At 71.7% G+C, this 15,081-nt stretch carries 14 protein-coding genes; 4 read left to right on the forward strand and 10 right to left on the reverse strand.

Going from position 1 to position 15,081, the window contains the following annotated elements:
- Nucleotides 1–118: 118 nt before the first annotated feature.
- The 8 genes from secG to uvrC all read right to left on the reverse strand — a co-directional run bounded on the left by secG (nt 119) and on the right by uvrC (nt 9,248).
- The gene (secG, locus tag ACIQ6Y_RS07225) at nt 119–355 is read right to left on the reverse strand and encodes a preprotein translocase subunit SecG (protein ID WP_094052663.1); all 237 of its coding nucleotides are present in this window, start codon (nt 353–355) and stop codon (nt 119–121) included.
- Nucleotides 356–462: 107 nt separating this feature from the next.
- Nucleotides 463–1,239 carry a triose-phosphate isomerase gene (gene tpiA, locus ACIQ6Y_RS07230; RefSeq protein WP_404034053.1) on the reverse strand — a complete coding sequence of 259 codons (777 nt, stop codon included), beginning with the start codon at nt 1,237–1,239 and terminating at the stop codon, nt 463–465.
- A 6-nt stretch (nt 1,240–1,245) separates the two neighbouring features.
- Nucleotides 1,246–2,457, reverse strand: a complete 1,212-nt coding sequence (locus ACIQ6Y_RS07235; protein ID WP_404034055.1) for a phosphoglycerate kinase — start codon at nt 2,455–2,457, stop codon at nt 1,246–1,248.
- Nucleotides 2,458–2,636: 179 nt separating this feature from the next.
- A complete protein-coding gene (gap, locus tag ACIQ6Y_RS07240) occupies nt 2,637–3,647 on the reverse strand; it encodes a type I glyceraldehyde-3-phosphate dehydrogenase (RefSeq protein WP_404034057.1) in 1,011 nt (336 codons plus the stop codon).
- A gap of 378 nt (nt 3,648–4,025) precedes the next feature.
- Nucleotides 4,026–5,015: a DNA-binding protein WhiA gene (gene whiA / locus ACIQ6Y_RS07245; protein ID WP_071381536.1), complete on the reverse strand. Its 990-nt coding sequence runs from the start codon at nt 5,013–5,015 to the stop codon at nt 4,026–4,028.
- On the reverse strand, nt 5,006–6,073 hold the full coding sequence (gene yvcK, locus ACIQ6Y_RS07250; protein WP_404034059.1) for a uridine diphosphate-N-acetylglucosamine-binding protein YvcK: 1,068 nt from the start codon (nt 6,071–6,073) through the stop codon (nt 5,006–5,008). The genes whiA and yvcK overlap by 10 nt, the downstream gene beginning before the upstream one ends.
- Nucleotides 6,070–7,089: an RNase adapter RapZ gene (gene rapZ / locus ACIQ6Y_RS07255; RefSeq protein ID WP_404034061.1), complete on the reverse strand. Its 1,020-nt coding sequence runs from the start codon at nt 7,087–7,089 to the stop codon at nt 6,070–6,072. Before rapZ ends, yvcK begins: the two co-directional genes overlap by 4 nt.
- On the reverse strand, nt 7,086–9,248 hold the full coding sequence (gene uvrC, locus ACIQ6Y_RS07260; protein ID WP_404034063.1) for an excinuclease ABC subunit UvrC: 2,163 nt from the start codon (nt 9,246–9,248) through the stop codon (nt 7,086–7,088). Before uvrC ends, rapZ begins: the two co-directional genes overlap by 4 nt.
- Nucleotides 9,249–9,709: 461 nt before the next feature.
- On the opposite strand from uvrC, the gene ACIQ6Y_RS07265 reads away from it, so the two are divergent.
- Nucleotides 9,710–10,660, forward strand: a complete 951-nt coding sequence (locus ACIQ6Y_RS07265) for a hypothetical protein (RefSeq protein WP_404034065.1) — start codon at nt 9,710–9,712, stop codon at nt 10,658–10,660.
- A 12-nt stretch (nt 10,661–10,672) separates the two neighbouring features.
- Here the strand turns inward: ACIQ6Y_RS07265 and ACIQ6Y_RS07270 are convergent, their stop codons facing one another.
- Nucleotides 10,673–11,095: a Rieske (2Fe-2S) protein gene (locus ACIQ6Y_RS07270; protein ID WP_404034067.1), complete on the reverse strand. Its 423-nt coding sequence runs from the start codon at nt 11,093–11,095 to the stop codon at nt 10,673–10,675.
- Nucleotides 11,096–11,322: 227 nt separating this feature from the next.
- Between ACIQ6Y_RS07270 and ACIQ6Y_RS07275 the strand changes: the two genes are divergently transcribed.
- Together ACIQ6Y_RS07275 and ACIQ6Y_RS07280 are read left to right on the forward strand one after the other, a co-directional pair.
- Entirely contained in the window at nt 11,323–12,447 is a 1,125-nt protein-coding gene (locus tag ACIQ6Y_RS07275) for a LacI family DNA-binding transcriptional regulator (RefSeq protein WP_404034069.1), read from the forward strand.
- Nucleotides 12,444–13,361 (forward strand): carbohydrate kinase, encoded by a 918-nt coding sequence (locus ACIQ6Y_RS07280; protein ID WP_404034071.1) that lies wholly within the window; start codon nt 12,444–12,446, stop codon nt 13,359–13,361. The genes ACIQ6Y_RS07275 and ACIQ6Y_RS07280 overlap by 4 nt, the downstream gene beginning before the upstream one ends.
- A 141-nt stretch (nt 13,362–13,502) precedes the next feature.
- Here the strand turns inward: ACIQ6Y_RS07280 and ACIQ6Y_RS07285 are convergent, their stop codons facing one another.
- The gene (locus tag ACIQ6Y_RS07285; protein ID WP_404034073.1) at nt 13,503–14,366 is read right to left on the reverse strand and encodes a helix-turn-helix domain-containing protein; all 864 of its coding nucleotides are present in this window, start codon (nt 14,364–14,366) and stop codon (nt 13,503–13,505) included.
- A 100-nt stretch (nt 14,367–14,466) separates the two neighbouring features.
- On the opposite strand from ACIQ6Y_RS07285, the gene ACIQ6Y_RS07290 reads away from it, so the two are divergent.
- Nucleotides 14,467–15,018, forward strand: coding sequence for a YceI family protein (locus ACIQ6Y_RS07290; RefSeq protein WP_404034075.1), 552 nt, complete (start codon nt 14,467–14,469; stop codon nt 15,016–15,018).
- Nucleotides 15,019–15,081 lie beyond the last annotated feature (63 nt).

Here is a 15,081-nt window from a genome sequence, read left to right on the forward strand (position 1 = left end):
AGTGATTGGAGTTACAGCTCCCACATCTAGACGCAAGCCCCATGATAGGCCGCGCTCTCGAGCGCGTACCGAACATGGGGCCTTACGTACCGGATTGTGCTGGCGTGCGAGCCGTAGGTCAGTTGTTCACCTTCATCAGGATGCCGAGTACGACAATGCACGCGAACCACAGCAGACCGATCACCACGGTGATGCGGTCGAGGTTGCGCTCGGCGACCGAGGAGCCGCCGACGGAGGACTGCATGCCGCCGCCGAACATGTCGGACAGGCCGCCGCCCTTCCCCTTGTGCATCAGCACCAGCAGCATCAGCAGCAGGCTGAAGACGATCAGGGCGATGGAGAACCCCAGAACCACAGCTGGACCAACTTCCTCGGATACGGATGGACGACGCGGGGCCCAGCGCAGTGCTGGACCCCGCAAGGGTACGACGGATCGTCGCTACGGCATACTCGCCGGTCGCGTCACTGGTCGCGGAAGCGGACGATCTTGACGAACTCGTCGGCGTCCAGGGACGCGCCGCCGACCAGGGCGCCGTCGATGTCGGCCTGCGCCATGATCTCGGCGACGTTGCCGGCCTTGACCGAGCCGCCGTACTGGATGCGGACCTTGTCGGCCAGCTCCTGGCTGTACAGCTCGGCGATCTTGCCGCGGATGGCGGCGCAGACCTCCTGCGCGTCCTCGGCGCCGCAGACCTTGCCGGTGCCGATGGCCCACACGGGCTCGTAGGCGATCACGACGGACTCGGCCTGCTCGGCCGGCAGGTCCTTCAGACCGCCCTCGACCTGGGCGAGGGTGTGGCTGACGTGGTTGCCCGCCTCGCGGACGTCCAGTTCCTCACCGACGCACAGGATCGGGGTCAGGCCGTGCTTGTAGGCGGCCTTCACCTTGGCGTTGACGATCTCGTCGGTCTCGGCGTGGTACTGCCGGCGCTCGGAGTGGCCGACCGCCACGTACGTGCACTTCAGCTTGGCCAGCATCGGGCCGGAGATCTCGCCGGTGTAGGCGCCGGAGTCCTGCGCCGAGATGTCCTGGGCGCCGTACTTGATCCTGAGCTTGTCGCCGTCGACCAGCGTCTGCACGGAGCGCAGGTCGGTGAAGGGCGGCAGGACCGCGACCTCGACGGCCTCGTAGTCCTTGTCCGCGAGGGCGAAGGCGAGCTTCTGGACGTGGGCGATGGCCTCGAGGTGGTTGAGGTTCATCTTCCAGTTGCCCGCCATCAGCGGCGTGCGCGTGCTCATAAAGGGTCAGTCCTCCAGTGCGGCGAGGCCGGGGAGCGTCTTGCCCTCGAGGTATTCGAGGGAGGCGCCGCCGCCGGTCGAGATGTGGCCGAACGCCTTCTCGTCGAAGCCCAGGGTACGGACGGCGGCGGCGGAGTCGCCGCCTCCGACCACGGTGAATCCCGGGGAGTCGATGAGGGCCTGGGCGACCGCCTTGGTGCCCTCGGCGTAGTCGGGGTGCTCGAAGACGCCCATGGGGCCGTTCCAGAAGACGGTGGCCGCGTCGGCGAGCTTCGAGGCGTACAGCTTGCGGGTCTCGGGACCGATGTCCAGACCCTCCTGGTCGGCCGGGATGGCGTCCGCGGCGACGGTGGTGGGGTTGGTCGGGGCCTTGGCCTTGAGGTCCGGGAACTCCGGGGAGACCAGGACGTCCACCGGCAGCACGAGCTCGACGCCGCTCTTCTCGGCGCGCTCCATGTACTCCTGGACGACCGGGACCTGGTCCTCCTGCAGGAGGGAGATGCCGACCTCGTGGCCCTGGGCCTTGAGGAAGGTGTAGGCCATGCCGCCGCCGATGAGGAGGCGGTCGGCCTTGCCGAGGAGCTGGTCGATGACGGCCAGCTTGTCGGAGACCTTGGCGCCGCCGAGGACGACGACGTAGGGCCGCTGGACGTCCTCGGTGAGCTTCTTCAGGACGCCGACCTCGGTGGCGATCAGGTAACCCGCGTAGTGCGGGAGCTTCTTCGGCAGGTCGTACACCGAGGCGTGCCCCCGGTGCACGGCGCCGAAGCCGTCACCGACGTAGGCGTCGGCGAGGGCGGCGAGCTGGTCGGCGAAGGCGGCGCGCTCGGCGTCGTCCTTGCTGGTCTCACCGGCGTTGAAGCGCAGGTTCTCGATGACGGCGACCTGGCCGTCGGCGAGGCCCGCGACCGTGGACCGCGCCGACTCGCCGACCGTGTCGGTGGCGAAGGCGACGTCCGCGCCGAGGAGTTCACCCAGGCGGGCGGCGGCGGGGCCGAGCGAGAAGGCCGGGTCCGGGGCACCCTTGGGGCGGCCCAGGTGCGAGGCGACGACGACCCGCGCACCCGCGTCGGCGAGGGCCTTGACGGTGGGCAGCACCGCGCGGATGCGGCCGTCGTCGGTGATGGTGGTGCCGTCCAGCGGCACGTTGAGGTCGGCGCGGACGAAGACCCGCTTGCCCGTGACTCCTTCGGCGAGGAGTTCGTCGATCGTCTTCATTTTCGGGGGACTCCTAGTGGAGGCTCGTGGCTCGTTCTGCTCGTGACCGGATGACCAGTGGATGACCTGGCCCGATCCTAGAGAGGAGGGCCGGTCGTGACGTGAGTCAGGGCCCGGGCCGCGCGTCCCTGCGCCTGGCCCGGGCCCTGCTCTCGCTTCAAGTCGCCTGCTTCAGCCGATCAGAGCTGACGGCCCACGAACTCCGTGAGGTCGACGAGACGGTTGGAGTAGCCCCACTCGTTGTCGTACCAGCCGAGGATCTTCACCGAGTTGCCCTCCTGGACCATGGTCAGGGAGGCGTCGAAGGTGCAGGAGGCGGGGTCGCTGACGATGTCCGAGGAGACGATCGGGTCCTCGGTGTACGACAGGTAGCCGGCCAGGTCGCCGTCCTCGGACGCCTTCTTGAACGCGGCGTTGACCTCGTCCTTGGTGACCTCGCGCTGCAGCTGCACGACCAGGTCGGTGGCCGAGCCGGTCGGGACCGGGACGCGCATGGCGATGCCGTCCAGCTTGCCCTTGAGCTGCGGCAGGACCAGGGCGGTCGCCTTGGCGGCACCCGTGGTGGTCGGGATGATGTTCTCGGCGGCGGCACGCGCGCGACGCAGGTCCGAGTGCGGGAAGTCCAGGATGCGCTGGTCGTTCGTGTACGCGTGCACCGTCGTCATCAGACCCTTGACGATGCCGAAGTTCTCGTCGAGGACCTTCGCCATCGGCGCCACACAGTTGGTGGTGCAGGAGGCGTTGGAGATGACGTGGTGGTTCGCCGGGTCGTACTTGTCCTGGTTGACGCCCATCACGATGGTGATGTCCTCGTCCTTGGCCGGAGCCGAGATGAGGACCTTCTTGGCGCCGCCGGCGAGGTGCTTCGCGGCGTCGGCCTTCTTCGTGAAGATGCCGGTCGACTCGATGACGATGTCGACGCCCAGCTCACCCCAGGGGATGTCGGCCGGGTTGCGCTCGGACAGCACCTTGATGGTGTGGCCGTCCACCGTGATGGTGTTCTCGGTGTGCGTGACCTCCTGCTTCAGGCGGCCCAGGATGGTGTCGTACTTCAGCAGGTGAGCCGTGGTCGCGGTGTCACCCAGGTCGTTGACAGCCACGACCTCGATGTCAGCACCCTGCTCCAGGAGCGCGCGGAAGTAGTTACGCCCGATGCGGCCGAAGCCGTTGATGCCTACGCGGATCGTCACGAACCGATCTCCTCGTTGGTACGCCGGCGATGCGGTGCCGGCGAGCTCTATTTGGGATGTCCCCGACCGCCTACGACCCTACCTCCCTGAAGCGCCGGAGGTGACATCGAGACGGCCCATACACGGCACTGCCATCCTTACCCACCAGTAGGGGTACGGACCGCCCTGAGCGGAAACTGCTCGTAGCTCGAAATGACTATGGAAAGTCAAGGCCCGTATCACTCCTTGGAGGGCGTGAGAGGAAGGGCGTGCGCGAGTGAAGGACGGCGAATGTCAGGCTCATGTCACTGTGGGAGTGCGTCAAGAGCGCCTCGTGGACACACGAACGCCGGTGCCGAGGCCCAAAGGGGCTTCGGCACCGGCGTGTTCGGGTCGGGCTCAGCCGGCGAGGTTGTCCGCCAGCTCCTCGGAGAGGTTGGCCTCCGTGCTCGGGATGCCCAGATCGGCGGCGCGCTTGTCGGCCATGGCGAGCAGCCGGCGGATCCGGCCGGCCACCGCGTCCTTGGTCAGCGGCGGGTCGGCGAGCGCGCCCAGCTCCTCCAGGGAGGCCTGCTTGTGCTCCATGCGCAGCCGGCCGGCCGCGGCGAGGTGCTCGGGGACCTCGTCGCCGAGGATCTCCAGCGCGCGCTGCACCCGGGCACCGGCGGCGACCGCCGCGCGGGCCGAGCGGCGCAGGTTGGCGTCGTCGAAGTTGGCGAGACGGTTCGCCGTCGCGCGCACCTCGCGGCGCATCCGGCGCTCCTCCCAGGCCAGCACCGACTCGTGCGCGCCGAGCCGGGTGAGCAGCGCGCCGATCGCGTCGCCGTCGCGGACCACGACCCGGTCCACGCCGCGCACCTCGCGGGCCTTCGCGGCGATCGACAGTCGGCGGGCGGCGCCGACCAGCGCGAGCGCGGCCTCGGGGCCGGGGCAGGTCACCTCCAGGGAGGAGGAGCGGCCCGGCTCGGTGAGCGAGCCGTGCGCCAGGAAGGCACCGCGCCAGGCGGCCTCGGCGTCGCAGGTGGCGCCGGAGACGACCTGCGGGGGCAGACCGCGGATCGGGCGGCCCCGTCCGTCGACCAGGCCGGTCTGGCGGGCCAGCTGGTCTCCGCCGGCGACGACTCTGACCACGTAGCGCGAGCCGCGGCGCAGGCCGCCGGGCGCCATCACGATCAGCTCGGAGCTGTGGCCGAAGATCTCCAGGATGTCCCGCTTGAGCCGGCGGGCCGCCATCGCGGTGTCCAGCTCCGCCTCGATCACGATGCGCCCGCTGACCAGGTGGAGGCCGCCGGCGAACCGCAGAATGGCGGAGACCTCCGCCTTCCTGCAGCAGGTCCGGGTGACGGGGAGCCGGGAGATCTCGTCCTTCACCGCTGCCGTCATCGCCATGGGCCGATCCTTCCATGCATCCGAAAAATACGGTCGTACGCGGCGGCCAGGAGCTCCGCGTCGTGCCGCGGAGTCCCGTCGGGCCGGGCCACCGGCGCCAGCTCGACCGCGGCCCCGAACCGCTTGGCGGCATCGGTCAGCGAGTCGCGGTCGGGCACGGCGGCCACGTCGGCCAGCACCACGTCCAGGGCGAGTTTAGGGGCGTGTCGTCCCAAAACCTCCAAATGACGCTGCGGGGAGAAGCCGTCGGTTTCCCCGGGCTGCGGGGCGAGGTTCAGGGAGAGTACCCGGCGGGCCTTCGTCTCGGTCAGAGCGTCGAGGAGCTCGGGCACGAGCAGGTGCGGTATGACCGAGGAGAACCAGGAACCGGGGCCGAGGACCACCCAGTCGGCGTCCAGGACGGCCGCGACGGCCTCCGGGACGGCCGGCGGGTCGTGCGGCACCAGGTGCACCGACTGGACCTCGCCCGGGGTGAGGGCGACGGTGGCCTGGCCGCGGACGGTGTCCACGTCGTCCGGGCGGTCCGGGTCGTGTCCCTTGACCAGCGCCTGGAGCTCCAGCGGTACGGCAGACATGGGCAGCACGCGCCCGTGCGCGCCGAGCAGCTTGCCGACCAGGTCGAGGGCCTGGACATGGTCGCCGAGCTGCTCCCACAGGGCGACGATCAGCAGGTTGCCGACCGCGTGGTCGTGCAGGTCGCCCTTGGAGTGGAAGCGGTGCTGGATGACGCGGGCCCAGGTCTGGCCCCAGTCGTCGTCGCCGCACAGCGCGGCCAGCGCCTTGCGCAGGTCGCCGGGCGGGAGCACGCCCAGCTCGTCCCGCAGGCGCCCGCTGGAGCCGCCGTCGTCGGCCACGGTGACGACGGCGGTGAGGTCGCCGGTGATCCGGCGCAGCGCGGCGAGCGAGGCGGACAGGCCCCGGCCGCCGCCGAGCGCCACGACCTTGGGCTGGGCGCCCCGGCGGCGCGCTCGGCCGCCGCGGGCCTCGACGGGCCGGCCGGCCCGCCCTTCGGGCATGGCCCGGCGCAGCCGGCTCAGCCGCGGAGTACGTCCGGTCATTCCCGTCCCATGTCCCGGTGCACGACCACCGTCTCCACGCCCTCCGCCGCGAGGCGCGCGGCGAGCTTCTCCGACATGGCCACCGAGCGGTGCTTGCCGCCCGTACAGCCGATGGCGATGGTCACGTACCGCTTGCCCTCGCGGCGGTAGCCGGCCGCGATCAGCCGCAGCAGCTCGGCGTAGCGGTCGAGGAAGTCCTTGGCGCCGGGCTGGTTGAAGACGTACGCCGCGACCTCCTCGTTCAGGCCGGTGAACGGGCGCAGCTCCGGGACCCAGTGCGGGTTGGGCAGGAAGCGCATGTCGGCGACGAGGTCGGCGTCGACCGGCAGGCCGTACTTGAAGCCGAACGACATCACGGTGGCCCGCAGCTCGGGCTCCTCCTCGCCGGCGAACTGGGCGTCCATCTTGGCCCGCAGCTCGTGGACGTTGAGGCTGGAGGTGTCGATCACCAGGTCGGCGTCACCGCGCAGCTCGCGCAGCAGCTCGCGCTCGGCGGCGATGCCGTCGACGATGCGGCCGTCGCCCTGGAGCGGGTGCGGGCGGCGCACCGACTCGAAGCGGCGCACCAGGGCCTCGTCGGAGGACTCCAGGAAGACGATGCGCCGGGTGACGTGCTTGGCCTCCAGGTCGGCGAGGGACTGGCGCAGATTGTCGAAGAAGCGCCGGCCGCGCACGTCGACGACGACCGCGATCCGCGCCACGTTGCCCTGGGAGCGGGCGCCCAGCTCCACCATGGTGGGGATCAGGGCGGGCGGCAGGTTGTCGACGACGAACCAGCCGAGGTCCTCCAGGCATTTCGCGGCCGTGGAGCGGCCCGCTCCGGACATGCCGGAGATGATCACCAGCTCGGGGATGGCGGCGTCGGGGATCCCGGGGCCCGCGATGTCCTGGCTCACCTGTGCTCCGTTGTCGGGGAGTGCCTGCCGGTCCTCGGCGGCCTCCTGGTGCTCGCGGCCCTGCGTGGACCGCGGTTCCTGCTCTTGATCGGCTGTCGGCTGCGTCTCGTGGTCGGTCATGTCTCCTGCCCCCGTCGCTCGTCCGGGGCGCCCAGGGCTACGGGCTCCCCCGGGGTGTCCGCCGTCGTCTCGGGCACCCCGTCCTCCATGTCTTCCATGATCTCTCCAGTGGCCGTGTTCACGGCGGGCGCGGCCGGGGCCGCCTGGGCGAGGGCCACCGCGATCGTCTCGGCTGTTTTACGGCCGATGCCGGGTACCTCACAGATCTGGTCGATTGTCGCGGATCGCAGCTTCTTCACCGAACCGAAGTGCTTGATCAACGCCTGCTTACGGGTCTCGCCGAGCCCCGGTACGTCGTCCAGGGGGCCCGCGCGAAACCGCTTGGCGCGCTTGGTGCGCTGGTAGGTGATCGCGAAGCGGTGGGCCTCGTCACGGACCCGCTGCAGCAGGTACAGGCCCTCACTCGTGCGGGGCAGCACCACCGGGTCGTCGTCCCCGGGCAGCCAGACCTCCTCCAGCCGCTTGGCCAGGCCGCACACCGCGATGTCGTCGATGCCGAGCTCGTCCAGCGCGCGCTGGGCTGCGGCGACCTGGGGCTGTCCGCCGTCGACGACGACGAGCTGGGGCGGGTAGGCGAACTTCTTGGGTCGGCCGTCGTCCTCGGTGAGGGTGCTGAGAGCGGCGCCTGCCTCGCCCGGGGCGGCGGCGGCCTGTCCGGGGCCGGTCGCCTCGCCGGAGCCGTCGTCCTGGCCGGCGGCAAGGGCGTCCTCCTGGCCGGCAACGAGGGCGTCGTCGCTCTCGGACCACTCGCCCGTGCGCTCCTTCTCGGCGAGGTAGCGGCGGAAGCGGCGGGTGATCACCTCGTGCATGGAGCGGACGTCGTCCTGCCCGGCGAAGCCCTTGATCTGGAAGCGCCGGTACTCGCTCTTGCGCTGGAGTCCGTCCTCGAAGACGACCATGGAGGCCACGACGTCGTCGCCCTGGAGGTGGGAGATGTCGTAGCACTCGATGCGCAGCGGGGCGCTGTCCAGCTCCAGGGCGTCGGCGATCTCCTCCAGGGCGCGCGAGCGGGTGGTGAGGTCGGAGGCACGCTTGGTCTTGTGCAGGGCGAGCGCTTGGAGGGCGTTGCGCTGCACGGTCTCCATCAGGGCCTTCTTGTCGCCGCGCTGCGGGATGCGCAGCGAGACGCCCGACCCGCGCCGCTCGGTGAGCCACTGCTGGACCGGCTCCACCGGGTCGGGCAGGGCCGGGACGAGGACCTCCTTGGGGACGCTGTCGCCGGTCTCCTCGCCGTAGAGCTGCTGGAGGGCGTGCTCGACGAGGGCGCCGGTGGTGATCTCCTCGACCTTGTCGGTGACCCAGCCGCGCTGGCCGCGCACGCGTCCGCCGCGGACGTGGAAGATCTGCACGGCCGCTTCCAGCTCGTCCTCGGCGACCGCGATCAGATCGGCGTCGGTCGCGTCGGCGAGCACGACCGCGTTCTTCTCCATGGCCTTGCGCAGCGCCTCTATGTCGTCGCGCAGCCGGGCGGCCCGCTCGTACTCCATGTCCTCGGCCGCCTCCATCATCTGCTTCTCCAGACGGCGGAGGTAGGTGCCGGTGCGGCCGGTCATGAAGTCGCAGAACTCGTCGGCCAGTTCCCAGTGGTCGTCGGGTGTGATCCGGCCGACGCAGGGGGCGGAGCACTTGCCGATGTAGCCGAGCAGACAGGGGCGGCCGGTGCGGGCGGCGTTCTTGAAGACACCGGCCGAGCAGGTGCGCACCGGGAAGACGCGCAGCAGCAGGTCGACGGTGTCCCGGATCGCCCACGCGTGCGCGTACGGCCCGAAGTAGCGGACGCCCTTCTTCTTGTGGCCGCGCATGACCTGGACGCGCGGGAATTCCTCGTTCATCGTCACCGCGAGGTACGGGTAGCTCTTGTCGTCGCGGTACTTGACGTTGAACCGGGGGTCGTACTCCTTGATCCAGGAGTACTCCAGCTGCAGGGCCTCGACCTCCGTGGACACCACGGTCCATTCCACGGACGCGGCCGTGGTGACCATGGTCCGGGTGCGCGGGTGCAGGTTCGCCAGGTCCTGGAAGTAGTTCGCCAGGCGCTGGCGCAGGCTCTTCGCCTTTCCGACGTAGATCACCCGGCGGTGCTCGTCACGGAACCTGTACACCCCCGGGGAGTCCGGGATCTCACCCGGCCTGGGGCGGTAGCTGGAGGGGTCGGCCATGTCTCACACCCTACTGGCGAGCAGTGACAGTCCGGCGGGCCTGTGGACGGCGGGCGGTGGACGTACGCCGAAGATCCACACTCGGACGGTGCGGCTCGGACGCCGGCCGCCCGGACGTGTCCCCGCCCGGCCCCGCGACGGCCACCCCCGGACACCGCGGGCCCCCTCCCGTGACACCTGCGAAAGTCGGCCCGCCCCGGCCAACCCGCCACCAAAGCCACGCAACCGGCTGATCTCCACGCCTACTTGACCCCGTACGCCACCGCGTGGCGAGGAGTACCCCGTGGTTGAGCCCACGGTGTTGTCGGGACTTGGTCAACACGCTTCAATGCGGGGGAACTCGGGGCCGTGACGCACGGCGCACGGACGTGACCCACCTCCCGCCGCCGACGGGGTGGCCCCGGCAGCACCCGCGTGAACGGTCTGACCAGCCGTTGTGAACCACACAGAAAGGCCCCTGCATGCCGCACGCCACACAGCACGCGGACGGCACCACCGCGGAACTGGACACGGCTCTGCGCGGCGGCCCCTTCCACGTCGCCCTGCGCGCCGCCATCGCCGCCCGCGGCCTGCCGCTGCAACGCGTGCAGCACCATCTGTCGCGCCACGGGGTGAAGGTGGGCGTCACCAGCCTCAGCTACTGGCAGCAGGGCGCTCGCCGGCCGCAGCGCCCCGAGTCCCTGCGTGCCGTGCGCGCCCTGGAGGAGATACTCCAGCTGCCGGACGAGTCCCTGATCCGCCTGCTCGCCAAGGCCGACGACGGCCCCGCGAGACAGCACACCGCGGCCCGCTCCTACCGCTCGCTGGTGGAGGCCTCGGGCGTCCTGGAGCGCCTGCTGCTCGACCTGGACTCCCCGCGCGACGGCGGGCTGCACATGCTCGGCCATCACGAGCAGGTCCGCATCGGGGCGCACCGCGAACTGCTCGGCCGCGAGTCCCACCACATCGTGCGCGCCCACCGGGACGGGGTCGACCGTTTCGTCGCCGTCCACCACGGCGACCCCGGGTGCGTGCCCGAGCGCATGTCCGTGCGGGCGCGGGAGAACTGCCGCATCGGCCGCGTCCGCCGGCACCACGACACCGGCATCCTGGTCGCCGAGCTGCTCTTCGACGCCCGCCTGCGCGCGGGAGATACGTTCCTCTTCCGCTACGCCGTCGAGGACGGCACGGCCGGTGCCTCCTACGAGTGCGTGCGCGGCTTCGGCCCGCCGGGCGGCCAGTACGTGCTCCAGGTGCGGTTCGACGAGCGCACCCTGCCGCTGCACTGCCACCGGTTCACGCAGCACTCGGCGGCGGCCCCCCGCAGCGGGCGCCAGGCCCTGCCGCTCACGGCCCACCACCACACCGTCCACCTCGTCGAGCCCCGCGTACGCTCCGGGATCGTCGGGATCGGCTGGGACTGGGAGCCGTAGGCCGGGAACCGGTCAGGCCCGGGGGCCCGCCACCACCCTGCCGTTCTCCACCCGCACCGGCAGCTCGGTCAGCGGTGTGGTCGCCGGGCGGTGCAGCACCTCGCCGGTCGTCGCGTCGAACTTGCTGCCGTGGCAGGGGCAGATCAGGGTCGTGCCCTCCAGCGCGTTGATGGGGCAGCCCCCATGCGTGCAGATCGTGCTGTACGCCTTCAGCGAGCCGTCCTCGGTCCGGCTGACCACCACGTTGTTCTCCTGGTCCAGGTGCGCGCCGCCCTTGGCGACCGCGCCCTCGGCACCGAGGTCCACGGGAGCCGTCGGCGTGGCGGGCGACGCCCCCGCTCCCCCGCCGCACGCGGCGAGCCCGAGCCCGACGGCCGGGGTGAGCGCCGCTCCGCGCAGGACGGTACGACGGCTGGCGGAGGGTCGGCCGGACATGCGGGTCTCCATGGGTCTTGAGGCGGGGGCAGGTGGGGGCGGTGGGCTGGGGCGGTGGCTGGGGGCGTCCGCCGACGATACCGGGGTGGTCGGGCGGCGGTCGTGGCTGGGTCGCGGCTGGGTTCGTCGCAGGACGTAAACGCTTGCGCAAGCGTTTACGCGGGGTCGCCGTATGGGGTACGTTCCCGCCCTGAGGGGCCAGTTCCGTGTCCAGGAAGGGGTGCGCCATGGCGACCATGGCCGATGTCGCCCGGCATGCCGGCGTCTCCGTGGCGACCGTCTCGCACGTGCTCAACGACACCCGGCCCGTGCTGCCGCACACCCGGCAGGCCGTCCTCGACGCCGTCGAACAGCTCGGGTACACGCCCAACACGCTCGCCCGCTCCCTGGTGACCTCCCGCACCCGCTCGATCGGCCTCGCGGTGTCGGCGATCAGCAACCCGTACTTCACCGAGATCCTCCAGGGCGTCGAGGCGAGCGCCCTGGAACACGGCTACAGCCTGCTCATCGCCGATCCGCACGACGACCCCGCGCACGAGCGCAAGGTCGTCCAGCTGCTGCACGAGCGCCGGGTGGACGGCATGGTCGTCGCGCCCTCCGCCGACCCGGGCGAACTGGTCGCCTACCTGCGCCGTCACGCCGTACCCGCGGTGTTCCTCGACCGGCTGGTCGACACGCGCGCGGAGGACGGCCCGGCCTTCGACCAGGTGTGTGCCGAGAGTGCCGCGCCGGTGACGGAGCTGGTCACCCACCTCGCCGGTCTCGGTCACCGGCGTATCGCCCTGGTCGCCGGGCTGCCCGGGCTCAGCACCACCAGCGAGCGGATCACGGGGTACCGGCACGGCCTCGCGGCGGCCGGACTCCCCTACGACGAGCGGCTCGTGGTCCACGGCGACTCCGCCGCCACCGGCGGCGAGCGGGCCACCGCCGCGCTGCTCTCCCTCGCCGTTCCGCCGACCGCGCTCGTCACCGCCAACAACGCGATGACCATCGGCGCACTGCGCGCCCTGCGCGAACGGGGGCTGTCCGTGCCCGGGGACATCGCCCTGTGCTGCTTCGACGACTTCGCCTGGGCGGACCTCTTCTCGCCCCGGCTCACCGCGATCGCCCAGCCCAGCAAGGAGATCGGTGCGCAGGCGGTCCGGGTCCTGCTGGACCGGCTGGCCGCACCGGAGCGGCCCGCGCGGACCCTGCGGCTCCCGTGCACCTTCGTGCACCGCAGCTCCTGCGGCTGCCCCGAAGACCCCCCTCAGCACCCCGTACACGCCCCTCAGCACACCGAACACCCCCCTCAGCACACCGAACACCCCCCTCAGCACCCCGAACAGCCCGCGAAAGGAACCGCCTCGTGATCGTCGTCGCCGGTGAGGCCCTGATCGACCTGGTACCGCAGGGCACGGGTGCCCTCGCCGACCTGCGGCCCGCCCTCGGCGGCGGCCCGTACAACACGGCCGTGGCCCTCGGCCGCCTCGGCTCGCCGACCGCCTTCTGCTCGCGCGCATCCCGGGACGCCTTCGGCGAGGCGCTGCTCGACGGGCTGCGGCGGGCCGGGGTGGACGTCTCGGGCGTCCAGCGCGGCCCGGAGCCGACCACACTCGCCGTCGCCACGATCGGTGACGGCGGCTCGGCCGCGTACTCCTTCTACGTCGACGGCACCGCCGACCGGCTCTTCACGGCGCCCGCCGCCCTGCCCGCCGGGACCCGCGCGGTGTCCTTCGGGACCTGCTCGCTGGTGCTGGAGCCGGGGGCGAGCGCGTACGAGGAGCTGATGCGGACGGCGGCGGCGCAGGGCGTGTTCACGGCCCTGGACCCCAACATCCGGCCCGGTCTGATCCCGGACGCGGACGCCTACCGGGCCCGGTTCAAGAGCTGGCTGCCGTCGGTGTCGCTGCTCAAGCTGTCCGAGGAGGACGCCCTCTGGCTGGGCGGCAACCCGAAGGAGTGGCTGGCCGCCGGGCCGTCGGCCGTCGTGATCACCCAGGGCGGTGACGGCCTGACGGCGTTCACCCGGGACGGCGGCGTGCACACCGTGCCCGGTGAGGTGGTCGACGTCGTGGACACCATCGGCGCCGGGGACACGGTGAACGCGGCGCTGCTGCACGGCCTCGCCGCGCGTGACGCGCTGTCCGCGGAGGCGCTCGACGGGCTGGGCCCGGTCGGCTGGAGCGAGCTGCTGCGCTTCGCGGCCCGCGCGGCGGCCATCACCTGCTCGCGTGCCGGGGCGGAGCCGCCGTACGCCCATGAGCTGGCGGACGTACGTCCCTGACGTACGGCATCCCTGCGATGGCCGGCCGCGCCCTGGTGACGGCGGTCAGCCGGCCTCATCGGCGGTGACAGTGACGGTGACCGTGGTCAGCCGGCCTTGTCGACGGTGACGGTGGTCAGTCGGCCTTGTCGACGATGACGGTCAGCCGGCCCTGTCCACGGCCCGCAGGGCGCCGGGGCGGCGGCCGGCGAGGCGGTCCAGGGCGGCGGCCGTGGCGTCGTCGGCGGGCAGGTGCACCACCATGTGCTGGCCGTCGTCCGGCAGCGCGAGCGTCTCGTGCAGCAGCCGCAGCGGCCCGGCCTCCGGGTGCTCGACCTGCTGCGACCCGACGCTGCGCGGCGTCACGGCCAGGGCCGCGTACCGGTCGGCGAACTCCGCCCCCGCGGTGACCGTCAGCTCCTCGGCCAGCTCGGCGAGATACGGGTCGCGCAGGGGTACGCCGTGCCGGAGCCGGGCGACCAGCTCGTCGGCGACACGGCTCCAGTCGGGGTAGGCGGTGCGGGCGCGCGGGTCGGTGAACAGGTGGCGCAGCAGATTGGGGGGCTCCGCGTCGAACAGCCCGAGCGGGCCGAACAGCCGGGCGTAGCCGTCGGTGTGGGCGATGACGTCGCCGATCCAGTTGATCACTGCGGCGGGGGCGGGTTCCAGCCGGTCCAGGACCGCCTGGACGGTCGGGCGTGCCGCGCGCCCGAGCGGCGGAGCCGCCGCGCAGACCAGCGGGTCGCCGCCCTCGGCCTCCTTGGTGAGGCGGCGCAGCAGGACGCGGTCCCTGAGCGACAGGTTCAGCGCGTCGGCGAGCGCGCCGAGCACCTGCGGGGAGGGGTTGCGGTCACGGCCCTGTTCCAGGCGGGTGAGGTATTCGACGCTGACGCCGGCGAGCGTGGCCAGCTCGGCACGGCGCAGGCCCGGGGTGCGTCGGCGGGGGCCGGTCGGCAGCCCCACCTCGGCCGGGGTGACGGCTTCGCGCCAGGTGCGCAGAAAGGTGCCCAACTCGTTGTGGCTCACGGGTCGAACGTACCAACGGCCGCGCGACGGAGGGTGGCCCTGCCACTACCAGGCTCCGGCCGGTCTCCCTCCGGCAGCGGGGGCGGCGCAGGGTGGAGGCATGACGAACGAGACCGCCACCGCCGCCCTGCCGATCGCATCTGGGAACTGGGCCCTGGACCCGCTGCACTCCGCCGTGAACTTCAGCATCCGCCACTTCGGCATCGCCAAGGTGCGCGGGCGCTTCACCTCGGTGCAGGCCGAGCTGTACGTCGGTGAGACAGCCGAGGACATCCGGGTGTCCGCGACCATCGATCTGGCCTCGGTCGACACCGGGAACACCGACCGTGACGCGCATCTGCGCGCGGCCGACATGCTGGACGTGGAGAAGCGCCCGACGATGACGTACCGCTCGACCCGCGTGTGGGGCGAGGACGAGGACTGGACGATGGAGGGCGAGCTGACGATCGGGGACGTGACCCGGCCGGTGTCGCTGGCCGTGGAGTTCGGCGGGCTGGTCGATGTGCCGATGGACGGCAGCCGGCATGCCGGGTTCGAGGCGACGGGCGAGATCCGGCGCAGCGAGTTCGGGCTCGACTTCGCACCCGGGCTGCTCGGGGAGGCCGTGAAGATCCAGCTCGACATGCAGTTCGTCGAGCCGAAGGGTGCCTGAGAAGGCGCCTGCGAGGGGTGCCTGAGAAGGACGTGATGACGCCGCGCGCCCCACGGGATGGTC

This window comes from Streptomyces sp. NPDC096205 (assembly GCF_044763135.1).
GTDB lineage: Bacteria > Actinomycetota > Actinomycetes > Streptomycetales > Streptomycetaceae > Streptomyces.